Here is a 21258-nt window from a genome sequence, read left to right on the forward strand (position 1 = left end):
GCGGGAATCCGTTCACCGGGCGCCTGATTCGAGCCTATGGAGCCCCGGATGTCCGATCTTTCTGCCTTCCCGATAACCCAGCGCTGGCCGGCCCAGCATCCCGACCGCATCCAGCTCTATTCGTTGCCGACGCCGAATGGCGTGAAGGTGTCGATCATGCTGGAGGAGACCGGGCTGCCCTATGAGCCGCATACGATCAATATCGGGCAGAACGAGACCTGGACTGCGGAATTCCTGTCCCTCAATCCGAATGGCAAGATCCCCGCGATCATCGATCCCAATGGCCCGGGCGGCAAGCCGATCGGCCTGTTCGAGTCAGGGGCGATCCTGATCTATCTCGCGGAGAAAGCAGGCAAGTTCCTGCCGTCCGATCTGGCGGAGCGCTACGAGACCATCCAGTGGGTGTTCTTCCAGATGGCTGCGGTCGGGCCGATGTTCGGTCAACTCGGATTCTTCCATAAGTTCGCCGGGCGCGAATACGAGGACAAGCGTCCGCGTGACCGCTACGCGGCCGAGAGCAAGCGTTTGCTCGGCGTGATCGAGACGCGTCTCGCCGGTCGCGACTGGATCATGGGTGATGCCTACACCATCGCCGACATCTCCCTGCTGGGGTGGGTCCGCAACCTCGTTGGATTCTATGGTGCGGGCGAACTCGTCGACTATTCCAGCCTGAAGCATGTGCCGGCCTGGCTGGAGCGTGGGCTCGCACGCCCTGCCGTTCAGCGCGGACTCGAGATCCCGAAACGGCCCTGAGGGCTTCGATGCAGCCGCAATCGCTGCGGCTTCATCCTGCTCTGATTCGTCAGATTTCCCTGAATCTTACGCCGGCTCCCTCATGTCGACTTGGAGCACTCGCCTGGTGATGTGGAGATGGGCGCGGACCAGGAAACGCTCAGCCAAGACGGAGAGCGCCAGCGGAGAAGCCACGGGAGCTCGCTCGATTATTGTCGACAGTATTTCATTATTTGGCGGCTGAAGCTTGCCTTCCAGTCGACTGCATGAAACATATGTCGACAATAATTCTCCGGCGGCGCTAGGCGACCAGCCGGATCGGCGTGAGGAAATGCCCGTCCATGGCTCGATTCAACAACAATGAACGCCCCGCTCCGGATGGCGTGCTCGTCGATATCGCCGATTACGTCCTGAACTATCGTGTCGACAGTTCGCTGGCATACGAGACCGCCCGCAACTGCCTGCTCGACACGCTCGGCTGCGGGCTCGAGGCCTTGGAATACCCTGCCTGCACCAAGCTGCTCGGCCCGGTCGTGCCGGGGACCGTGGTCCCGAACGGCGCGCGCGTGCCCGGCACGCCCTATCAGCTCGATCCGGTCCAGGCCGCGTTCAATATCGGCACGATGATCCGCTGGCTCGATTTCAATGATTGCTGGCTCGCGGCGGAATGGGGCCATCCGTCGGATAATCTCGGCGGCATCCTGGCTGTGGCCGACTGGCTGTCACGGACCGCGGTTGCCTCCGGACGGCCGCCGCTGACCATGCGCGACGTGCTGACCGMGATGATCAAGGCCCATGAGATCCAGGGCTGTCTCGCGCTGGAAAATGCGTTCAACAAGGTGGGGATCGACCATGTCATTCTGGTCAAGGTCGCTTCGACGGCAGTGGTCGCAGGGCTGCTCCGCCTGAACCGCGACGAGATCGTCAATGCGCTGTCGCTTGCCTTCGTCGATGGACAGGCCCTGCGAACTTATCGCCACGCACCGAATGCCGGCTCGCGCAAGAGCTGGGCGGCCGGTGATGCGACGAGCCGGGCAGTGAGGCTCGCCCTGATCGCCCGGACCGGCGAGATGGGCTATCCCTCGGTCCTGACGGCGAAGACCTGGGGCTTCTACGACGCCTCGTTCCGCGGCCAGGAATTCAAGTTCCAGCGGCCTTACGGCTCCTATGTCATGGAGCATGTGCTGTTCAAGATTTCCTATCCGGCCGAGTTTCATGCGCAGACGGCAGTCGAAGCGGCGATGACGCTGCAGGCTCATCTCCAAAAGATCGGGCGCAGCAGCGACGACATCGCTTCGATCCGCGTCCGCACGCACGAGGCCTGCATCCGGATCATCGACAAACGCGGGCCGCTGCATAACCCGGCCGACCGCGACCACACTCTCCAATACATGGTCGCCGTGCCGCTGATCTTCGGGCGTCTCACCGCAGGCGATTACGAAGACGATATTGCCGCCGATCCGCGCATCGACGCGCTCCGGGACAAGATCGAATGCGTCGAGGATCCTGCTTTCACCCGCGATTATCATGATCCGGAAAAGCGCTCGATCGCCAACGCGATGACCATCACGCTGAAGGACGGCACGGTGTTGCCCGAACTGGTGGTGGAATACCCGATCGGCCACAAGCGCCGCCGCTCCGACGGCATCCCGCTGCTCGAGGCCAAGTTCCGCACCAATCTCGCACGCCGCTTTGTCGAGAAACGCCAGCGCCAGATTCTCGATGTCTCGCTCGATCAGGCGCGGCTCGAAGCCATGCCGGTTCACGACTACGTCGACCTCTACGCGAACTGAGGCCCCATGCCCTATCTCGTTGCCTCCGATTGTCCTTCGCAGCCGGCCGGCGAGCGCTTTCGCGCGCTGGTCGGGCAGGGTGGCATCCTCCGGTTGCCGGGCAGCCATAACGGCATGGCGGCCCTGCAGGCGAAGGCCGCCGGTTTCGAGGCGCTCTATCTCTCGGGCGCGGCAATGACGGCTTCGATGGGGCTGCCCGATCTCGGCATCATCACCGTCGACGAGGTTGCCTTCTTCATCCGGCAGGTGGCGCGAGCCAGCGGTTTGCCGGTGCTGGTCGACGGCGACACCGGCTATGGCGAGGCCCTCAACGTCATGAACATGGTTCGCGCCTTCGAGGACGCGGGCGCGGGCGCGGTCCATATCGAAGACCAGTTACTGCCGAAGAAATGCGGCCATCTCAACGACAAGAAGCTCGCCGACGCCCATGACATGGCGGCAAAGGTCGCGGCTGCGGTGAAGGCCCGCCGGCATCTTTACGTCATCGCCCGCACCGATGCCGCGGCGAGCGAGGGCATGGAGGGCGCGGTCGCACGCGCAAAGCTCTATCTCGAGGCCGGTGCCGACGCGATTTTCCCGGAGGCGCTGACCACCGCCGAGATGTTCAGGGAGTTCGCGCGCCGTGTGCCGGGCGTGCCGCTGCTCGCCAACATGACCGAGTTCGGACGCACGCCGTTCTTCACCGCCTCCGAGTTCGAGGCGATGGGCTACCGCATGGTGATCTGGCCCGTCTCCTCGCTGCGGGTCGCCAACAAGGCGCAGGAGCGGCTCTACGCCGCGCTGGCTCGCGATGGCGGCACTCATGGCATGGTCGAGCAGATGCAGACCCGCGCCGAACTCTACGCGACCATCGGGCTCCATGACTACGAGGCGCTGGATGCCTCGATCGTGGCGACCATCACGCCGGAAGCCATGCCGCAGCACGAGCGGAGCGCCTGACGACCAGCATGCGAGCCGGCGCGGGGCCGGCGACCAAGTTCCGCGCGTCGCGCGGCAAGACACGACCAGCCAGACAAGGCGGCGGCAACCCACGGGAGGAAACGAGATGTTGAGGCGTCTGATGACGACTGGCGCGCTGGCGCTGGTCCTGAGCACGGGCATGGCCACTGCCGAGCCGGCCAAGGTGATGATCCCGGCCAATCCGGGTGGAGGCTGGGATGGTGCCGGCCGCCACACGATGGCAGCTTTCGCGCAGTCGAAGATCTTCACCGATGGCGCGTCCTTCACCAACAAGGGCGGCGCTGCCGGCACGATCGGGCTTGCCGAATTCGTCCGCACCTCAAAGGGCGACGACAACGCGCTCCTGGTGACGGGCGTCATCATGGTCGGCGGCGTCATCACCAATCAGACGCCTGTGTCCCTGAAGGACACCACTCCACTGCTGCGCCTGACCAATGAGTACAACGCGATCGCCGTCCCCGCGAATTCGCCGATCAAGACGCCTCAGGATTTCATCGCCGCGATGAAGGCTGATCCCGGCGCGCTCTCGGTCGGCGGCGGTTCGGCCGGTGGCGCGGACCATGTCATGCTGGCGCTGCTCGCCAAGCATGCCGGGGCTCCCGTTGCGAAGATCAATTTCGTATCCTTCTCGGGCGGAGAGATCCTGGCGGCTCTCGGTGGCGGCAAGATCAAGGCAGCGATTTCCGGCGCCTCGGAATTCCGTCAGTTTGCGGAGACCGGTCGTATCCGCATCATCGCGGTCTCGGGCCCGACGCGGGTCGACGGGCTCAATGCGCCGACGCTGAAGGAATCCGGCATTCCGGTCGAGATCGGCAACTGGCGTGGTTTCGTCGGCGCGCCGGGCATGAGCGAGGCAGCCAAGAAGACCTGGCTCGAGCGCTTCGCCAAGCTGCACCAGACCCCGGTCTGGAAGGAAACCCTGAAGACCCAGGGCTGGGAAGACGCCTATCTCCCGGGTGACCAGTTCGCTGCCTTCCTCAAGGCAGAGGATGCGAGCTGGTCGAGCGCGCTCAAGGAAGTCGGCATCCTGAAATGACGGCCTGCCGGACCGGCGCGTGACCGATGGTTGCGCGCCGGTCCCGACGCGTGTTCTCGAGGAGCCCGAACGATGTCGGTCAATCCAAGCAGACAGGATGCGCCCCGCAAGCCGCGGCCATGGTGGCTGGGGCTCTGCGTGCTCGCGATGGGGGCACTGTGGCTCAACGGTGCACGCGGCATTGCCTCGACCACGAACTATATCGGAGTCGGGCCGGCGGCCATCATCCTGGCGGTCGGAATCGGGCTGACCGTCCTTGGCGTGGTCCTGATCGCCCAGGCGAGACGTGGGGATCTCGTCGCGTCGCCAGACGGGGAGGAGGAGGCGCCCCCTTCGCGTTCGGCCTTCCTGCTCGCGCTGGCAGGGGTGAGCATCCCGCTCCTGACGATCCGCTGGCTCGGCTTCCCGTTGACCGCGATGCTTGCCTTCACCCTGGTGACCCATGCCTTCGGCTCGCGCCGGACCGGGCTCGACCTCGCGGTCGGAGCGACGCTCGGCAGCGTCGCGTGGTTCGGCTTCTCCCGCCTCGGCATCAGCCTTGGCCCCTTCCTGCCATTGCTTGGGTGAAGTCATGGAAATCCTGAGCCAGCTGATCGGCGGATTTGCCGTCGCGCTGCAGCCGATGAACCTGTTCTGGGCGCTGATCGGTTGCGCGCTCGGTACCGCCGTCGGCGTGCTTCCCGGGATCGGGCCGGCGCTGACCATCGCGCTGCTGATGCCGGTCACGACGCAGGTCGCGCCCGCCTCGGCCTTCATCATGTTCGCCGGCATCCTCTACGGCGCCCTCTATGGTGGTTCGACGACCTCGATCCTGCTCAACACGCCCGGCGAGAGTGGGGCGGTGATGACTGCGCTCGAAGGCAACCGCATGGCTCGCAATGGGCGCGGCGCAGCTGCGCTCGCGACGGCGGCGATCGGCTCCTTCGTCGCGGGTACGATCGGCACGCTGGCCTTGACCTTTCTTGCGCCGGCAATCGCGGAACTCGCCTTCGTCTTCGGGCCGGAGGACTATTTCGCCCTGATGGTCTTGTCCTTCACCTCGGTGGCCGTGGTGATGGGCCGGTCGATGGTGCGTGGCTTCACCGCTCTGTTCTTCGGCCTGGCGCTGGGCACGATCGGCATCGACACCCAGACCGGGCAGACACGCATGGTCTTCGGAACGCTCGAACTGCTCGATGGCGTCTCCTTCACCGTCGTGCTCGTGTCGCTTTTTGCGATCGGCGAGGCGCTCTATGTGGCTAGCCGCAGCGGCTCCGTGCCGGAGGCGATCAACCCGCTATCGGGCGGGAGCTGGATGACCCGGCAGGACTGGGCACGTTCCTGGAAACCGTGGCTGCGGGGCAGCGTCATCGGCTTTCCGATCGGCGCATTGCCGGCAGGCGGCACGGAGATCCCGACCTTCCTGTCCTATGCACTGGAGCGCCGCCTGAGCAAGCATCCGAAGGAGTTCGGACATGGTGCGATCGAGGGTGTCGCCGGCCCGGAAGCCGCCAATAATGCGGCCGCAGCCGGCATTCTCGTGCCGTTGCTGACGCTCGGCCTGCCTTCGACGGCGACGGCCGCGGTGCTGCTCGCCGCCTTCCAGAACTACGGGCTGCAGCCCGGACCGATGCTGTTTGCGACCAATCCCGATCTGCTCTGGGGCCTGATTGCGTCTCTCTATATCGGCAATCTGATCCTGCTCGTGCTCAACCTGCCGCTGGTCGGCATCTGGGTGCGCCTACTGCTGATCCCACGGCACTATATCTATGGCGGCATCGTCGTCTTCGCGCTGGTCGGCGTCTGGGGGCTGTCGACCTCCTGGATGGACCTGCTGCTGATGTGCGGCCTCGGACTCATCGGTTATGTGGCGCGGGTCTATGATTTCCCGATCGCGCCCGTGCTGATCGGTCTGATCCTCGGGCCGCAGGCCGAAATCCAGCTGCGGCGTGCGCTTGCGGTCAGCCAAGGTGACTGGGGCGTGCTGGTCAGCACGCCAATCGCCACGACGCTGCTCTCCATCGCGCTTCTCGTGCTGGTCGTACCGCCGATCCTGGTCCGGCTTCGGTCGCGGCCGAAGACCGAGCCCGCGATTTCCACCGGCTGAGCGCTAGTCGCTGGCTCCGGCGCGGCGCTTTGCCGGCCGGATCGCCTCGGCCGCGGACAGCGCCGCCTGCAGGGCAGTCCTGGCGGCGCGGATGTGTCGCCGCATCAGGATCTCGGCCAGCTCGCCGTCGCGATGGCTGATAGCTTCGGTGATGCGCACATGTTCGCGCCAGGCCTCGCGCCCACGCCCCCGAACGGTCGAATGCAGACGCCGGCACAGGCGCAGCCGCGGATAGAACTGCTCGCACAGCAATTCGGCGAGGATCGGATTGCCGCTGCCGTTGGCTATGCGCCGATGGAAATCCGCCTCGGGCTCGTCCTGCAGATAGGCGCCGAGCGGATTGCGCTCGATCTCGTCGCGATGGCCGGCCACGAGTTCTTCGAGTGCCCTGATCTCCGCATCGCTCATATTCTCGGCGGCGAGGCGGGCGGCCATACCCTCGGTGGCCTCGCGCACATCGAGCAGCGCGAGGAACTCCGCGGCGCTGGGCTCGGCGACGCGCACGCCTTGATTGGCGACATAGGTGACGAGCCCGCGCTCCTGGAGGCGGCGGATCGCTTCGCGCACAGGCGCCCGGCTGGCGCCGTAGCGCCGCGCGATGACGGGTTCGCTCAGCTTCTCGCCGGGCGCAAGTTCACCGGCGACGATGGCCTGTGAAAGCGCATCGTAAAGCCGGACGGTCAGGCCCGTCGTAATGACGCTGTCCTGGCTGTCGCTGTCTGACATGGTCGCTGGCGCTTTCCCGGAATCGGAACGATGGCAGCATAGCGCAAGGGGCCGGGATTTTCCTTGATGATCCGGCTCTTGACCACGCGCCTTCCGCGCATGGATTAGCCGAGGACCCGCCTGATCTTGGCGAGCGAGGTGGCTTCGTCCTCATGATAGTCGATCATGGTCTTGAACCGGCCTTGCGTGTCCATCAGGTAGACTGACGCGGTGTGGTCCATGGTGTAGCTGCTCTCGGTCGGGATGCGCTTGGCATAGGCCTTGTAAGCGCCGATCGCGGCATCGACCTGCTCGCGACTGCCGGAGAGGCCGACGATCCGGGGATCGAAGGACTGCAGGTAGAGCGCCATCTGCTCCGGTGTGTCGCGTTCCGGATCGACCGTGATGAACAGGATCTGCAGCTTGTCCGCGTCGGGGCCGAGCCTGGAAAGCCAGTTGGTCATATCGAGCAGCGTCGTCGGGCAGACCTCCGGGCAGTGGGTGAAGCCGAAGAACACCGCCATGGGCTTGCCGCGGAAATCGGCGTCGGTGACGGATTTTCCCCTGTGGTCGATCAGCGAGAAGGAGCCACCGACCTGAGGGACACCCTGGCCCGTCGCCAACTCCGTTGATGGGCGCCCTGGACCGTCAACCTGCCACCACCCCAACAGAATTGCGGCGCTGACGAAGGTGATGACGCCGACCAGGAGCCAGGCGCCATAGCGAATGAACTTGAGAGCTTGCATGCTTGATGTCGGGTCTGTGGGCGTTCGCCGGATTATCGCTTGGCAAGAGAGGCCGTGGTCTCGACCTCGGCGGCTTGGTCGCCGCCGTACGGGTCGGCCAGCGCAGCTTCCGGCCGGCTGATCTCGATCTTGCCGGCGACCATGGTCTGCATCCGTTCCGGCCCGAGTTTCTGCAGGAGGCTGCGAAAGCTCTTGTGCATGCCGCCATCGAGATAGGCGTAGCTCATCGCTGGGACGCCATGGCCGACCAGTTCGGCAAAGCGCTGCTCGTCGCGGGCCTGGCGCTGCGCCACGACCGCGGCGATGGTCGGCTCGACCTCATAGGCAGGGCAGGGCGCATCGGGGCTGAAGGGCCGAGATCCCGCGCCGGGATTGAAGACATAGCGGCGGCCACAGGCGGCGAGCGCCGGCGGCTGCCGTGTCGCCTCGAAATGGTCGGAGCCTTCCTTGAGATTGCGCCAGAAGGCGATGTTCGGGTTGCTGCGATGCCGGGCCATGTTCTGCGGCGTCATGCGGAAGGGCAGTGCCTGGACCTGGAAGCTGCGCTGTCCGCCTGCAAAGGCCTCGCGCGCCAGGCCGTAGATTTCGGTGACGCCCTCATCCGTCATCGCGTAGCAGCCGGCCGAGGTGCAGGCGCCATGCACCATCAGGGCCGAGCCGGTATAGCCCTGCGCCTGCTCGAGAGCGTTGGGGTAGCCGAGATTGAAGGACAGGTAGAACTGCGAACGCGGATTCATCAGGTCCGGGGTGACGGTGTAGAACCCTTCCGGAGCCTGCCGGTCGCCTTCGCGCTTCTTGGGGCCGAGCTGCCCTGACCAGCGGCACATCGGATAGGTCTTGAGCAACGCGTACTGGCCGCTGCGATCCCGCTTCCAGACTTCGAGTTCGCTTTCCTGCTTGAAGAGGCGCACCAGGATCGGGTCGGTCTGCGTCATGCCCTTGCCCGACATCTCGGCCACGAGACGGGCCGGCAGAGGCTGGAGATGGCGTGTGTCGCCTTCGCCGCTGACACAGCCGCTCAGCGCAACGGCACCGAGCGCCAATGCGAGGGCGAGACCGAGGAGCGGGCGAGGTTGACGTGCGGACATGCGGGGAAGCGTGGATGATCAAGGCTGACAGGAGGTGAAGAAGCGAGGTTAACGCTTTCCTACAGGCTGACCCCGGAGCAGGATCAAGCCCCGATCACGCTTACGTGCGCGGCTTCGGCGCCGGCTGAGCGCTCGGAAGGGCGGCGAGCAGCATCAGTCCGACCCCTGCCGAAATGGCGATATCGGCTCCGTTGAAGGTCGGCCAGTGCCAGCCCTGGTAATGCAGGTCGATGAAATCCGTGACGGCGCCCTGCCGCCAGCGATCGAGTGCATTGCCGAGTGCGCCTCCGGCCAGCAAATCCGGCCAGGCCTCGAGCGTGTCGCGGAAACAGCCCGAAGCTGACGCCGTAATTGAAGCCAAGGCGCAGATTCAGGAACGGGGCGATCTCGATCGGGCGTGGGGGCACCATGACGAAATCGAGGATCAGCCATTTCGTGACCTGATCGAGAGCGAAGGCCAGCGCTGCCCAAAGCAGGGCTCGTCCGAGATGACGATGCATCACGGCTGTCCGAGCGTGACGACGCGGATTCGTTTGAATGAGACCATCTCTGCCTCCGGCTGGTTATTTCAGAGGCAAGGCTTGTAGGACCTGGAGTGGCTGCAGGTTCAAGCGGATAATGTCGATCTGCCTGCTATCTCGCGATCAGGACATTCATGCAGGGCCTGAATCGGGTCGGCCCATCCGAGAAGAAGCGAGCCCGGCTCAGGATGCAACCTGAACCGGGCTCGCATGTACTCTCGAAGCTAGGCGCCGAAACGGCGCCTAACGGCTCTCCGCCCCCTCGACGAGGGGCGCCTTGCCGCGCTCGCGCCACATCCGCCAGGCCGGAGTCAGCAGGATGGCGGCGCTCAGCAGGGCGAGCGTCACGGCGATCGGGGTCGAGAGCAGCGCCGTCGTCTTGCCGCCGGAGATGGTCAAGGCGAGCCGGAGCTGGCTCTCGATCATCGGGCCGAGCAGCAGGCCGAGCACGATCGGGGCGCTCGGATAGTCCAGCCGCTCCAGCACATAGCCGATCAGCCCGACGCCGAGCAGCACCCAGAGGTCGAACAGCGAGTTGTTGACCGAATAGACGCCGACGGTGACGAAGAGCAGGATCACCGGCGCGAGCACGATGCGCGGCAGCCGCAGCACCTGGCCGAAGATCCGCGTTGCAGCCAGGCCGCCGACGATGGCGAGCAGGAACGACGTCACCAGGAATTGCAGCATGAAGCCGTAGACGATGTCCGGATGCTCGCGGAAGAGCTGCGGGCCGGGCCTGAGGCCGTGCACGAGCAGGCCGCCGAGGATGACGGCGGCGACGCCGGAGCCCGGAATGCCGAGCGCCAGCGCCGGGATCAGCGAGGCGGCGTTGTCGGCACCATTGCCGCATTCGGAGGCTGCGACGCCTTCCGGATTGCCATGGCCAAAGGTTTCCGGATTGCGGGCGACACGCTTGGCCTCGTTATAGGCGAGGAAGGACGACATGCTGCCGCCCGCGCCCGGCAGGATGCCGATGATGATGCCGATGATCGAGCTGCGGATCCAGACCGGCGTGAAGAAGCGCCATTGGCTGAGGGCCGAACCCTGGCGATGCAGCTTGAGCTTGTCGCCGCTCATGCCGGTCTTCACCGCCTCCTCGATGATCTGCAGCACGGGCGGCACCGCAAATAGCCCGGTGAGCAGCACGATGGCGCTGAAGCCGTCGAGCAGGTCGAGCTGGCCGAAGGTGAAACGTTCGGTGCCGTTCGAGATATCCTGGCCGACGGCGCCGATCAGCAGGCCGATGCCGCAGGCGATCAGCCCCTTTGGCAGATCGTCGCCGAGCAGCGACGAGACTGTCGCAAGACCAAGAATGCCGAGCCAGAAATACTCGATCGGCCCGAACATGAGGCTGAAGGAAACCAGCGGCGGCGAGAGCAGGATGAGCGAGATCGAGGACAGGACGCTGCCGATGACGCCGGACAGGAGCGCCACCTGAAGCGCGTAGGCTGCCTGACCCTTCTGGGTCATCTTGTAGCCGTCCAGTACGGTCGCAACCGAAGCCGGGGTGCCCGGCACCCGCATCAGGATGGCCGGAATGGCGCCGCCATAGGAACCGCCATTGTACATACCGGCCATCATGCCGAGTGCAAACATCGGATCGAGCCCGAAGGTGAGCGGGATCAGCACGGCAAGGCCGGTCACCACGGTCAGGCCCGGCAGGCAGCCGACGATCAGACCGGCGATCAGGCCGATGAACATCGCAAGGATGTTCATCGGGGCGAAGACAAGCGGAAGGGCGTGGAGGAGCGCGTCGATCATCTCAGCCGTCCCAGAAATGGGGAAAGGACATCCGGCGGGATCGGACGTTCAAGCGCATAGACGAAGATCGCCAGGATCGAGACCACGCAGACCACGGCGACGATGGCCGAGAGGCGCCAGCGCTGGAAACCGACGGCGGCTGGCAGCAGCACGCAGAGCGCGAGGCTCGGCAGGATGAAGCCGATGAGGCTGACCGCCGCGAAATAGGCGACAAGCGCCGCGATACCGACGGCGAGGCGAGGGGCGTGCTCGGCGAAACTGCCTTGCATCGGATTGCCCCGCTGCCGCCGGAGGAGTTCGCGCAGGGCGATCCAGCAGCCGATCACGGCCATGCCGATGCCGATCGCAACCGGATAGGCCGCGCTCTCGGCAGGATAGGTCGAGGCCGTGGCGATCACCGTGACGGAGGTCGCCACCAGAATGGTGGCGAATCCGATTTCTGCGAGGCTTCGCGACCGGCCCTGCGGGGCAGATGCCTCGGGCGTCACTTCCATGGGGTTGCCTTCCAGGTGGCCTCGAGATCGGTCGAGGCGCGGTCGAGGAAAGCTTTGAAGTCTGACGAGGCGAGATATTGCAGCGGAATCTCGGCCTTCTTGGCGGCATCGAGATATTCGGGGTCCTTCAGCGCCTGGTCGATCGCCTTTTCCAGCTTGGCGATGACATCGGCCGGGATGCCCTTCGGGGCCGCGATGCCGCGCGAGGCGCCGACGACGACGTCATAGCCGCCTTCGCGGAAAGTCGGTGCATCAGGCAAATACGACGAGCGCTCGGCGCTCATCACGCCGATGACCTTGATGGTGCCTTCGCGCGCGATCTGCAGGGCCTCGCTGAGATTCATCGTCGCGGCCGGGACATGGCCGCCGAGCACGGCCTGGCGCACCGGTGCCGTGCCGCCGAAGAAGGCGGGGGTGAATTTGGTATCGGCGAGGCGCTGGAAGTTCAGGAGCGCGATATGCTCCGAGGAGCCGCTGGCGCCTGAGGTGCCGATGACGACGGCGCCCGAGGCCTTCTTGGCTGCGTCGACCAGGTCCTTCAATGAGGAATAGGGGCTGTTCTTCGGAACGACCAGGACACCGGGATCGTAGACGAGATTGGCGACGGGCTGGAAGTCGCTCATCTTGAACTTCGACTTGCCCTCGACCACCAGCGCGTTGATCGCCGGCGCGTTGATGAAGCCGATCGTGTAGCCATCCGCCTTGCCCTGGGCGACCGAAGTCCAGCCGATCTCACCGCCGGCACCGGGCTTGTTGACGACGCCGATACGGGCGCCCGGACCGAGATATTTCTCCATGTAGCGGGCGATCGAGCGGGCGGCGACGTCTGTCCCGCCGCCTGGCGCGAAGGCAACGATCATCTCGATCGGTTTGTCCGGATAGTCGGCACGGGCCGGAGCGCCCGCTGCGGTGAAGAGGAGCGCGGTTCCTAGTGCGGCAACGATCGACAACGACTTCATGGTCGACTCCTTCAAGGGGCTGGGGCAGGCGTTGGAGAGGTGGTCAGCAATGCGCGTTCGACGAACCCGAGCCTGTCCTGGCCCCAGAACAGTTCCCCGTTCACGGCGTAGGTGGGAGTGCCGAAGATGCCGAGACGCTCGGCTTCAGCGAGATTGTCGTTCCAGGCCGCGATAATCGTCGGCTGCTGGGGATTGGCGACGAGCGGTACCGCGACTTCGCCAAGCGTTTCGCGGGCGATCGCCTTCAGCGTATCGAGATCGGCAATATCCTGGTCTTCCGCCCAGAGCGCGCGCTGGATGGCAAAGGAGAAGCTGCGCGCATCGAGGCCGGCGCGGTCGATGGTGATCACGGCCTGTGCCGCCAGTTCGATCGTCCGGCACGGGTAAAAGCGCGGCTTCAGGTTGAGTTTCATGCCGAGATGGCGGCGCCAGCGGTCGAGTTCGACCGCATGATAGGCCTGACGTGGATCGGGGCGGGTCCTGAGCGGAATGCCACCATTCGCTTCGATGATCCGGATCGGCCGTAGCCGGAGACGCGCGCCTGTGCGTTCGACGATGTCGTAGAGCCTGGGCGCGCCGAAATAGGCCCAGGGCGAGGAGATGCCGTAGAAGGCCTCGACCAGCGGGCGCTCACCTGCCGGCATGGCTGGCCTCCAGCTCGGTGTCCGCATCCTGCCATTCGTCGCCGAGCAGTTCGGGCGTGTCGTAGGCCATCAAGGCCCGGTAATGCGTCTCGCGATCGGCGACGAAGAGTGCGCGGGCGATGCCGCGGGCCAGCCGCTCGGCGCCGTCGCTGACCGCCGGAATGTCGCCCGAGAGCTTTCCGTGGCTCAGCATCGCGGGATAGTTGAAGCAGTGTATGCGCGAGAGGGCCGGGCAGGTGCCCGGCACTTTCTCCTGAAATTCGAAGGCGGGGCCGAGATCGGGCGCGTGCAGCAACTCGGCGCTGTCGCTCCCTGGCGGCGGCGTATAGCGATCCTTCCAGAAGCGGATGAAGGGCGCGACCGCTGAGAGTTCCGGCCGCTGCGCGGGATCGACCGAGAAGCCGGTCGCGAAGATCAGGAAGTCGAGATGATGCACGCCCTTCGACGTGGTCAGCACGATATGGCCATCCTGCTCCGCGAGATCGAGCAGCGGGCTGCCGAGATGGAAGCGGGAATTGGCATGGCGCGAGACCCGCAAGGTGCTGTCGCGCGGCGGCGGGGTCTGCGCCTTCAGCGCGTAGTCGAGGAAGCGCCATTTCCAGTCGTCCGGCAGCCCCGCGAAGCCATGCACCACGCCCTGGCTGCCGATGCCGGTGAACTTGTTGATCCGCGGCAGATCCTTGCGACGCACGATAAGATCGAGACTGGCAACGCCATGCTCCAGCGCGGTCGCCGCATTGTCCATGGCCGAGGCGCCGGCGCCGATCACGCCGACCCGCAGGCCTTTCAATGCCGCAAAGTCGATATCGTCCGCGCTATGGGCCCAGAATTTGCGGTCGATGCCATGTGCGATCGGTGGCACCCAGGGGCCGCCCAGCCCATCGCGTCCGGTGGCAAGCACCAGATGCCGMGTGAAGATGGTGCGTGTTCCCTCAGCATCCGAGATGTCGAGGGCCAGGATGTCGTCGGCCAGCGGCGTCACCGCGTCGAGCGAGGTCGCGTTCGCGATCGGGAGGCTCAGCACGCGCCGGTACCAGACGAGGTAGTCCATCCACAGGCCGCGCGGGATCTTGCCGAGGGCGTCCCACGTCGTGCGGCCGAACTGCGCCTCATACCAGGCGCGGAAGGTCAGTGCGGGCAGGCCGAGTGCGGGGCCGGTGAGCTGCTTGGGCGAACGCAGCGTTTCCATACGTGCATAGGTCACCCAGGGGCCTTCCTGGCCGGCGGGGGCGCGGTCGATAACGGTCACGTTGGAGAGGCCGAGCCCCTTGAGCGCGGCCGAGGCTGCCAAGCCGCACATGCCGGCTCCGATCACGACGACGTCGCGAACACGCTGGCCGTTGAACGCGCGCTGCGGCACCCAGTCCTTCGCCGGCCATTCCAGCCATTCAAGGTCCTGACGGAGGCGTTGCTCCAATGCGGGGAGGCCCATCGGGGCCGGCAATGCGGCATTCATGCCGTTCTTCCGATTGCTCTGGCTGCGACTGGGGCCGGGCCGAAGATATCGGCCAGGAGTGGGTCACGTGCCGTGGGAGGGTGTTTGACGAAGCCGGGCAGCGTCTCGCGGGCGAGGGCCTCCAGCGCGCCGACGAGACCTTCGACGAGGGGCGTCAACGGACGGCCATAGGGCGTGACCACGCCCCAGAAGAAGGAGATGGGCACGTCGAGCTTGCGGATCGCGACGCCCTCGAGCGGCATGCCATAGGCGATCACCGGTTCGAGGATCGCGATGCCGAGGCCGGCGCGCGCGGCCATCAGCGCCGTGTTGGAGGTATTGGCATCGAGGACCGAGGCCGGCCTGACGCCAACCTGCTCGAGGGCGACGTCGACACGTCTGCGCCAGCGGAATGGGTTGGCCATCGTGATCAGGCGCCGCCCCTCGATCGAGGCGAGCGGAATCGTGCCGGACGCGGCAAGAGGGTCGTCGGCGCGGATAGCGGCCACGCAAGGTGCTTCGCCGATCCAGTGGATTTCGAGGGCGGGGTGATCGACCGGCAGGCTGGTCACGCCGATCTCGGCGACATGGGTCGCGACCGACTGGACGACCTGCTCGGCCAGCGCCGCACGAATATGGACCTGTTCCGGCAAGGCATCCTGGCCGAGCCGCGCCAGGGCTGCGGGCAGCATGCCGGCGGCGAAGGAGGCGATCGCCGCGATCTCGAGCGAGCGCGGCTTGTCGGCGGCGATGGCCTCCGCACGCTCGCGCAGCTGCCGAAGCCAGGTGATGACGGGCTCGACTTCCTGGTGAAAGCGCAGTCCGCGCTCGGTGGGGGTGACGCGCGGGCCGCTGCGGTGAAGCACGCTGAAACCCAGCGTCTCCTCGAGCTCCTGGATCAGCCGGGTCAGGGCTGGCTGCGAGCGGCCGAGCAGCCGCGCCGCGCCGGTGATGCTCCCGGCGGATATGACGGCGGCGAACGCTTCAAGCTGGCGCAGATCCATTGGATGGTACCATTCCCATTTTGAATGCTAACTATGTCATGATGCGCGTCAAGCATGAAAGCGTGCATGAGAATGCGATCCCCAGCTTGAGTGAGCCGTAGGCTCCGTCCGGTGGATCTTCAGAAATGGATGCCGTCGAAGACCCGTTCCTGGGCATTGCGGATATGGGCCTGCATCGCCTCGCGCGCCCTGACGCCGTCGCCGTCGCGGATGGCCTCGAAGACGGCCGCATGCTCGCGCTGAACCATGGCGAGATGCTCGGCCGATTGCAGAACGGAGAAGCTGCGGGCGAGGTCGATGACGAAATCGACCTGAGACCTCACAGCGGCCAGAGCGGCCTCGAAATAGGGGTTCTGGGTTGCCCGTGCGATCGCTGCGTGAAAATCGCTGTCCTGCTGGACGCCGATCCGGCCCGTCTTGATCGCGAGGTGGATCGCGTCGAGTTCCTTCTGGATCGCGGCGATATCGGCCTCGCTGCGATGCAGCGCGGCCGCATAGGCAACCTCGCCTTCGAGTGCGATCCGGAACTGATAGACGCGTCTGACATTCGAGATCGTGCGAATGCCTTCGTCCTTGCTCAGGGGAGCGCGGGGCGGCGGCGCAGTCAGCTGCGGTTGCACTGCCGCGATGAAGCTGCCGGCGCCTTGCCGGGAATGGATCAGGCCGTCATCGCGCAGGCGCCGCAATGCCTCGCGCACCGTCGGCCGCGAGACGCCAAACTCCTGGCTCAGTTCGTTCTCCGAGGGCAGCTTTCCATCGGCGAAGACTTCGCCGCGCCGGAGGCGCTCAAGCATGTCTGCATAGAGTACGTCGCTCAGTTTCGGGCGGTGAGACACGGGCGCCTTCTGTTCCAGGTCATCACGAACTTGGCAAGTTCACTTGTAAACAGATTTACATACTTTGCTGCACCTGCAAAGCGACCTGGCTCTACGACTATCGAATCGCGCTATTTTTGAGCGTGCAGGGGCGCATAATCACGCAAGGCGTGCGTTGACAGACAAGTTTTCAACTCGCTACTTGTAAAGGGACCGGCGACCTTCGAGGCCCGGTGCGGGGAGATCGTTTCATGACCACGACGCGTCGTGCCATCCTCCAGGCCGGGCTTGCCCTGCCGTTCATGTCGATGCCGGGGCGCGCGCAGCGTGCGAGCGGTATCCTGCGCTACGGGCTTTCCGCCTTTCCGCCCAATCTTCAGCCCTGGGTCAGCACCGGGGCGTCGGCCGGCACGGTGAAGATGCTCACGCATCGCAGCCTCGTGTCCTATGACAGCAAGGGCGAGTTGCGAGGCGAGTTGGCCGAGTCCTGGTCGCGCGACAGCGATGGCGCCTGGGTCTTCAAGCTGCGGCAGGGCTGCGTCTTTCATAATGGCGAACCGGTCACGGCCGAGGACGTGAAGTGGTCGATCGAGCAGATCGCCGGCGAGAAGTCGACCGCCTATATGCGCACCCAGTTTCAGGGGATCGAGCGCATCGAGATTCCCGACCCGAAGACCATCCGGCTTGTCACCACGCTGCCGCAGGCGACGTTGCCGAGCTGGTTCGGCAACTACAACACTTTCGTGATCTGGCGGAAATCGGCGCCGAACGAGCCGGTCGGAGCAGGCCCCTTCAAACTGGCCGGACAGGAGCGCGGGACCTCGCTCGATCTCGTCGCCTTCGACAAGTTCTACAAGCCGGGTTTTCCGAAGGTGAAGGGCATCAAGTTCGTCGTCTATGCCGACGAGAACCTGCGCTTCGCCGCGCTGCAGTCCGGCGATGTCGACATGATCGAGTATGTGCCGTGGCAGTCGATGTCCGCGGTCGAGGCCGACTCCAGGCTGAAGCTCGATTCGGTCGAGGGGCCGTTCATGGACATCCTCTTCAACGGCACCAAGCCGCCCTTCAACGATCCCCGCGTGCGCCGGGCCATCGCCCATGCCGTGAAGCGCGACGATATCGTCAAGGCCGCCTTCTTCGGGCGCGGCAAGCCGCTCGAGGGCCTGCCGATCGTCGAAGGCACGCCCTGGTATGACAAGGAACTGGCGCATGGCTGGAATTATGATCCGGCCCGGGCAAAGGCGCTGCTCGCCGAGGCCGGGTTCGCCAACGGCTTCCAGTCGACGCTGCTCGCCACCTCGCAGTTCGGCATGCACAAGGATACGGCCGAGGTGGTGCAGCAGCATCTGGCCGCCGTCGGCATCCAGTGCGAGCTGCAGCTGCCGGATTGGTCGACCCGGGTGAGCCGCGGCACGCGCGGCCAGTACGACATGGCGATCCACGGCGTCTCGTCGGACAACAACGACCCTGATGGCCTTACCGTGGTCCTCGACACTTCGTTGTCGCCGACCCATGGCCGCTCTTTCAAGGTCGATGCTCCGCGCACGATTGCGGCACTCGCCAAGGGGCGTTCCGAGTTCGATCAGGCCAAGCGGGTCGAGATCTACAAGGAGATGCAGCGCGCGGCGCTCGAGGAGGTACCCCTGGTCGGCCTCGCCTGGCGCTCGCAAGGCTATGGCATGGACAAGAGCGTGATGGGCTTCACCAACCTGCCCGGCGCGCTCACCACCTCATCGGGCGCGACGCTCGAAGAGACCTATTTCGGATGAGCGTGACCTGGTTCGCGCGCCGCCTTGCGGTTTCGCTCGGCCTCGCCTGGGTCGTTGCAACGATCGTCTTTCTCGCCCTGCACATGGTGCCGGGCGACCCCGCCGAATTGCTGCTTTCGACGGGAGGGATCTCACCCGATCCAGCGGCTGTCGCGGAGTTGCGTGAAAAGCTTGGGCTCGAGCGGCCGCTGCTTGCGCAGTATGGCGCGTTCCTCGCCGGCCTCATGCAAGGCAATCTCGGGCATTCCCTGGTCGATGATTATCCGGTGCTGAGCGAGATCGCGCTGCGCCTGCCGCGCACGCTGGAGCTCATTCTTGCCGGCACCTTGATCGGTATCGCGGTCGGCGTGCCCTCCGGCGTCTATGCGGCCCTTCATCGGGGCGGGCGCTTCGATCGCATCGCTTCTGGCGTCACAGCGCTCCTGCTGGCCGTGCCGGTTTTCGTGGTGGGCACATTGCTCGTGCTGCTGATGGCGCAGACCCTGCGGCTGATGCCGGCCGGCGGGTTCGTGCCCTTCACACAGGACCCGGTCCAGCATCTCAAACTGCTTACGCTTCCGGCCATCGCAGTCGGCAAGGGGCTGGCCGCCATCCTGTTCCGGATGACGCGCGCCTCGATGCTGGATGCACTCGCCAATGACTATGTCCGCACCGCTCGCGCAAAGGGCCTCTCGCAGGCGCGCATCCTGGTCGTCCATGTGCTGCGCAATGCGCTCAACCCGGTGCTGACCGTACTCGGCCTGCAAATGGGAACCCTGCTGGGCGGCACCGTGCTCGTCGAATACGTCTTCAACTGGCCGGGCCTGTCGACGCCGCTGCTGCGGGCCGTCGAGGCGCGCGACTATCCGATGGTGGTCGGTATCATTCTTACCATCTCGGTTCTGTTCCTGTTGATCAACCTTGTGGTCGAGATTCTTCACGCGATCGTTGATCCGAGGGTGCAGGCGGGATGAAACGGCTCTGGCTTCCCGGCGCCTTTGTCGCGCTGATTATCTTCATCGCTCTCGCCGCTCCGTTTCTCGGCCTGCCGGATCCGGTCAGGCAGGACATTGCCCGGCGGCTCGCTGCGCCGAGCGCAGGCTCCTGGCTCGGCCGTGACGAATTCGGCCGCGATGTGCTGTCGCGCTTAATCTGGGGCGCGCGCACAAGTCTGGGCGTCGCCTTCGTCGCTGCCTTGGTTGCGGGAACAGTCGGCACCGCGATCGGCCTGATCGGGGGCTGGGGCAAGGGGCTTGGCGCGTTCCTGACGGTGCGCAGCGTCGAGATCATCATGTGCTTTCCGCCGGTGCTGCTCGCCCTGCTGGTCGTCACCTTGCTCGGGCCGGGCGCGGCGACGCTGGTCCTGGTCCTGTCGGTTCTCTATCTGCCGGGCTTCGCACGCGTGGCCTATGCCGAAGTGCTCGCGGTGCGGTCGCGCGAATATGTCGAGGCGGCGCGGGCGTTCGGCGCCACGCCCCGACGTATCCTGCTCCGCACCGTGCTTCCCAATATTGCCGGCCCGCTCCTGGTGCAGCTGTCCCTGACAGTGGCGGCCGCTGTCGTCATCGAAAGCGGCCTGTCGTTTCTCGGACTTGGCGTCGTTCCGCCGGCGCCCTCCTGGGGACTGATGATCAGGGGCGCGCGCGCTACGATGGAGCAGGCGCCGCTGCTGCTGCTCTGGCCCTGCGCGGCGCTGACGCTGACCATCCTCGCCATCAACCTGCTCTGCGATGCCCTGCGCGACGCGGTCGATCCCCGAACCGCCGACCGCTGAGAGGCAGAGCCTTCCCATGACGATCCTCACCGCGAACTCCCTCGCATATCCAGGATGAAGCCAATGGCCACCAAGACTACTCCCCTCGTTCACATGGGCACGATCACCGGCGGAGAGGCACGGGAGATCCTCGAAGAGAACCCCGTCATCCTGCTGCCGATGGGCAGCCATGAGGATCAGGGCCCGCACGCACCGATGGGCGACTATCTTCTCGCCGAGAAGATCGCCGAGCTCGCGGCCATCCGCGCCTCGGAGCGCGGCGTGCGCACGCTGGTTGCTCCCGTCCTGCCCTTCGGCGGCGCCGACTGGTTCGGTCCGATGGTCGGTGGCATTGCCATTTCGCAATCGACCTTGACGGCGGTGATCGCCGAGATGGTGGATTCACTGCATCGCAATGGCCTGACGCGCATCATCGTGATCAACGGCCATGGCGGCAATGTCGGCCCGATCTCCGACGTGGCGCGCGAGCTTTACCAGCGCGAGCAGATCGTCCTGCCGAGCCTTTATCTCTGGCGCATCGCCTACGGGCTGCTGCCGGGCATTCTCGGCGCGGAGAAGGCGGCTGCGGTCGCTGGACATGGTGCCGATCCGCTGACCAGCCTCGGGCTGCACCTGTTCCCGGAGCTGATGCGCAAGGACCTGATCCCGGCTGGCCAGCCGCTGAAGCGCGATCCCGTGCTCGACCTGCAGTTCACCGGGCTTGGCACGGCGAGCTTCGAGGGCGCCGAGGTGGCGATGCCCAATGAGTATGACGAGGTCTACAATCTTGGCGTCGCCAAGGGGGATCCGAAGCTGTGCTCGGCTGAAACGGGGGCTGCGCTCTCCGAGAAGCTCACCGAGATCTGCGCCCGTTTCGTGGCCCATTTCGCCAGCAAGGTCGACGGCTGAGCCTGCCCCGCTGATATCCCTACGGCGGCGCATGGGTCTCCAGCGCCGCCGCGCCATGACAAGCCGGTG

General features: G+C 65.5%; 21 protein-coding genes and 1 pseudogene. 10 read left to right on the forward strand and 12 right to left on the reverse strand.

Annotation, left to right across the window (positions count from 1 at the left end; genetic code table 11):
* The first annotated feature begins 48 nt into the window (after nucleotides 1-48).
* The 6 genes from AC1DGP_RS12515 to AC1DGP_RS12540 all read left to right on the forward strand — a co-directional run bounded on the left by AC1DGP_RS12515 (nucleotide 49) and on the right by AC1DGP_RS12540 (nucleotide 6607).
* Nucleotides 49-753 carry a glutathione S-transferase N-terminal domain-containing protein gene (locus AC1DGP_RS12515; RefSeq protein ID WP_441505876.1) on the forward strand — a complete coding sequence of 235 codons (705 nt, stop codon included), beginning with the start codon at nucleotides 49-51 and terminating at the stop codon, nucleotides 751-753.
* Nucleotides 754-1073: 320 nt separating this feature from the next.
* The gene (locus tag AC1DGP_RS12520) at nucleotides 1074-2525 is read left to right on the forward strand and encodes a bifunctional 2-methylcitrate dehydratase/aconitate hydratase (protein ID WP_476832194.1); all 1452 of its coding nucleotides are present in this window, start codon (nucleotides 1074-1076) and stop codon (nucleotides 2523-2525) included.
* Between the two features lie 6 nt (nucleotides 2526-2531).
* Entirely contained in the window at nucleotides 2532-3464 is a 933-nt protein-coding gene (gene prpB / locus AC1DGP_RS12525; RefSeq protein WP_441505874.1) for a methylisocitrate lyase, read from the forward strand.
* Between the two features lie 106 nt (nucleotides 3465-3570).
* Nucleotides 3571-4521, forward strand: a complete 951-nt coding sequence (locus AC1DGP_RS12530; protein ID WP_441505873.1) for a Bug family tripartite tricarboxylate transporter substrate binding protein — start codon at nucleotides 3571-3573, stop codon at nucleotides 4519-4521.
* Nucleotides 4522-4593: 72 nt separating this feature from the next.
* On the forward strand, nucleotides 4594-5088 hold the full coding sequence (locus AC1DGP_RS12535) for a tripartite tricarboxylate transporter TctB family protein (protein WP_441505872.1): 495 nt from the start codon (nucleotides 4594-4596) through the stop codon (nucleotides 5086-5088).
* 4 nt (nucleotides 5089-5092) lie between these two features.
* Nucleotides 5093-6607 (forward strand): tripartite tricarboxylate transporter permease, encoded by a 1515-nt coding sequence (locus tag AC1DGP_RS12540; RefSeq protein ID WP_441505871.1) that lies wholly within the window; start codon nucleotides 5093-5095, stop codon nucleotides 6605-6607.
* 3 nt (nucleotides 6608-6610) lie between these two features.
* Here AC1DGP_RS12540 and AC1DGP_RS12545 read toward each other — a convergent pair whose 3' ends face one another.
* From AC1DGP_RS12545 to AC1DGP_RS12600, 12 genes and pseudogenes are all read right to left on the reverse strand, one after another.
* Nucleotides 6611-7333, reverse strand: a complete 723-nt coding sequence (locus AC1DGP_RS12545; RefSeq protein WP_441505870.1) for a GntR family transcriptional regulator — start codon at nucleotides 7331-7333, stop codon at nucleotides 6611-6613.
* Between the two features lie 104 nt (nucleotides 7334-7437).
* A complete protein-coding gene (locus tag AC1DGP_RS12550) occupies nucleotides 7438-8058 on the reverse strand; it encodes an SCO family protein (RefSeq protein WP_441505869.1) in 621 nt (206 codons plus the stop codon).
* Between the two features lie 32 nt (nucleotides 8059-8090).
* A complete protein-coding gene (locus AC1DGP_RS12555) occupies nucleotides 8091-9146 on the reverse strand; it encodes a L,D-transpeptidase family protein (RefSeq protein WP_441505868.1) in 1056 nt (351 codons plus the stop codon).
* A 100-nt stretch (nucleotides 9147-9246) separates the two neighbouring features.
* Nucleotides 9247-9507, reverse strand: coding sequence for a signal peptidase II (locus AC1DGP_RS12560; protein ID WP_441505867.1), 261 nt, complete (start codon nucleotides 9505-9507; stop codon nucleotides 9247-9249).
* A gap of 19 nt (nucleotides 9508-9526) precedes the next feature.
* Nucleotides 9527-9646, reverse strand: a pseudogene (locus AC1DGP_RS12565) (hypothetical protein); the annotation flags it as partial.
* A 264-nt stretch (nucleotides 9647-9910) separates the two neighbouring features.
* Nucleotides 9911-11428: a tripartite tricarboxylate transporter permease gene (locus AC1DGP_RS12570; protein WP_441505866.1), complete on the reverse strand. Its 1518-nt coding sequence runs from the start codon at nucleotides 11426-11428 to the stop codon at nucleotides 9911-9913.
* Nucleotides 11425-11922, reverse strand: coding sequence for a tripartite tricarboxylate transporter TctB family protein (locus AC1DGP_RS12575; protein WP_441505865.1), 498 nt, complete (start codon nucleotides 11920-11922; stop codon nucleotides 11425-11427). Before AC1DGP_RS12575 ends, AC1DGP_RS12570 begins: the two co-directional genes overlap by 4 nt.
* The gene (locus AC1DGP_RS12580) at nucleotides 11913-12881 is read right to left on the reverse strand and encodes a tripartite tricarboxylate transporter substrate binding protein (RefSeq protein WP_441489837.1); all 969 of its coding nucleotides are present in this window, start codon (nucleotides 12879-12881) and stop codon (nucleotides 11913-11915) included. Before AC1DGP_RS12580 ends, AC1DGP_RS12575 begins: the two co-directional genes overlap by 10 nt.
* An 11-nt stretch (nucleotides 12882-12892) precedes the next feature.
* Nucleotides 12893-13525 (reverse strand): 2-hydroxychromene-2-carboxylate isomerase, encoded by a 633-nt coding sequence (locus AC1DGP_RS12585; RefSeq protein ID WP_441489838.1) that lies wholly within the window; start codon nucleotides 13523-13525, stop codon nucleotides 12893-12895.
* Nucleotides 13512-14981 carry an NAD(P)-binding domain-containing protein gene (locus AC1DGP_RS12590; protein WP_441505864.1) on the reverse strand — a complete coding sequence of 490 codons (1470 nt, stop codon included), beginning with the start codon at nucleotides 14979-14981 and terminating at the stop codon, nucleotides 13512-13514. The genes AC1DGP_RS12585 and AC1DGP_RS12590 overlap by 14 nt, the downstream gene beginning before the upstream one ends.
* Nucleotides 14978-15964 carry a LysR family transcriptional regulator gene (locus AC1DGP_RS12595; RefSeq protein WP_476832195.1) on the reverse strand — a complete coding sequence of 329 codons (987 nt, stop codon included), beginning with the start codon at nucleotides 15962-15964 and terminating at the stop codon, nucleotides 14978-14980. The genes AC1DGP_RS12590 and AC1DGP_RS12595 overlap by 4 nt, the downstream gene beginning before the upstream one ends.
* Nucleotides 15965-16083: 119 nt before the next feature.
* Nucleotides 16084-16800: a FadR/GntR family transcriptional regulator gene (locus tag AC1DGP_RS12600; protein ID WP_441505862.1), complete on the reverse strand. Its 717-nt coding sequence runs from the start codon at nucleotides 16798-16800 to the stop codon at nucleotides 16084-16086.
* 230 nt (nucleotides 16801-17030) lie between these two features.
* On the opposite strand from AC1DGP_RS12600, the gene AC1DGP_RS12605 reads away from it, so the two are divergent.
* From AC1DGP_RS12605 to AC1DGP_RS12620, 4 genes are all read left to right on the forward strand, one after another.
* Nucleotides 17031-18548, forward strand: coding sequence for an ABC transporter substrate-binding protein (locus tag AC1DGP_RS12605; RefSeq protein ID WP_441505861.1), 1518 nt, complete (start codon nucleotides 17031-17033; stop codon nucleotides 18546-18548).
* Nucleotides 18545-19501, forward strand: coding sequence for an ABC transporter permease (locus tag AC1DGP_RS12610; RefSeq protein WP_441489843.1), 957 nt, complete (start codon nucleotides 18545-18547; stop codon nucleotides 19499-19501). The genes AC1DGP_RS12605 and AC1DGP_RS12610 overlap by 4 nt, the downstream gene beginning before the upstream one ends.
* A complete protein-coding gene (locus AC1DGP_RS12615) occupies nucleotides 19498-20301 on the forward strand; it encodes an ABC transporter permease (protein ID WP_441505860.1) in 804 nt (267 codons plus the stop codon). Before AC1DGP_RS12610 ends, AC1DGP_RS12615 begins: the two co-directional genes overlap by 4 nt.
* Before the next feature lie 63 nt (nucleotides 20302-20364).
* Nucleotides 20365-21189 (forward strand): creatininase family protein, encoded by an 825-nt coding sequence (locus AC1DGP_RS12620; RefSeq protein ID WP_113515915.1) that lies wholly within the window; start codon nucleotides 20365-20367, stop codon nucleotides 21187-21189.
* The last annotated feature ends 69 nt before the right edge of the window (nucleotides 21190-21258 follow it).

The sequence above is a fragment of the Allobosea sp. 05T433 genome, from assembly GCF_056396065.1.

Bases quoted from the DNA above. Each gene is read 5' to 3' on its own strand.
- AC1DGP_RS12515 (WP_441505876.1), top strand. From the start codon at position 49: ATGTCCGATCTTTCTGCCTTCCCGATAACCCAGCGCTGGCCGGCCCAG.
- prpB (WP_441505874.1), top strand. From the start codon at position 2,532: ATGCCCTATCTCGTTGCCTCCGATTGTCCTTCGCAGCCGGCCGGCGAG.
- AC1DGP_RS12530 (WP_441505873.1), top strand. From the start codon at position 3,571: ATGTTGAGGCGTCTGATGACGACTGGCGCGCTGGCGCTGGTCCTGAGC.
- AC1DGP_RS12535 (WP_441505872.1), top strand. From the start codon at position 4,594: ATGTCGGTCAATCCAAGCAGACAGGATGCGCCCCGCAAGCCGCGGCCA.
- AC1DGP_RS12540 (WP_441505871.1), top strand. From the start codon at position 5,093: ATGGAAATCCTGAGCCAGCTGATCGGCGGATTTGCCGTCGCGCTGCAG.
- AC1DGP_RS12545 (WP_441505870.1), bottom strand. From the start codon at position 7,333: ATGTCAGACAGCGACAGCCAGGACAGCGTCATTACGACGGGCCTGACC.
- AC1DGP_RS12550 (WP_441505869.1), bottom strand. From the start codon at position 8,058: ATGCAAGCTCTCAAGTTCATTCGCTATGGCGCCTGGCTCCTGGTCGGC.
- AC1DGP_RS12555 (WP_441505868.1), bottom strand. From the start codon at position 9,146: ATGTCCGCACGTCAACCTCGCCCGCTCCTCGGTCTCGCCCTCGCATTG.
- AC1DGP_RS12570 (WP_441505866.1), bottom strand. From the start codon at position 11,428: ATGATCGACGCGCTCCTCCACGCCCTTCCGCTTGTCTTCGCCCCGATG.
- AC1DGP_RS12575 (WP_441505865.1), bottom strand. From the start codon at position 11,922: ATGGAAGTGACGCCCGAGGCATCTGCCCCGCAGGGCCGGTCGCGAAGC.
- AC1DGP_RS12580 (WP_441489837.1), bottom strand. From the start codon at position 12,881: ATGAAGTCGTTGTCGATCGTTGCCGCACTAGGAACCGCGCTCCTCTTC.
- AC1DGP_RS12585 (WP_441489838.1), bottom strand. From the start codon at position 13,525: ATGCCGGCAGGTGAGCGCCCGCTGGTCGAGGCCTTCTACGGCATCTCC.
- AC1DGP_RS12595 (WP_476832195.1), bottom strand. From the start codon at position 15,964: ATGGATCTGCGCCAGCTTGAAGCGTTCGCCGCCGTCATATCCGCCGGG.
- AC1DGP_RS12605 (WP_441505861.1), top strand. From the start codon at position 17,031: ATGACCACGACGCGTCGTGCCATCCTCCAGGCCGGGCTTGCCCTGCCG.
- AC1DGP_RS12610 (WP_441489843.1), top strand. From the start codon at position 18,545: ATGAGCGTGACCTGGTTCGCGCGCCGCCTTGCGGTTTCGCTCGGCCTC.
- AC1DGP_RS12615 (WP_441505860.1), top strand. From the start codon at position 19,498: ATGAAACGGCTCTGGCTTCCCGGCGCCTTTGTCGCGCTGATTATCTTC.
- AC1DGP_RS12620 (WP_113515915.1), top strand. From the start codon at position 20,365: ATGGCCACCAAGACTACTCCCCTCGTTCACATGGGCACGATCACCGGC.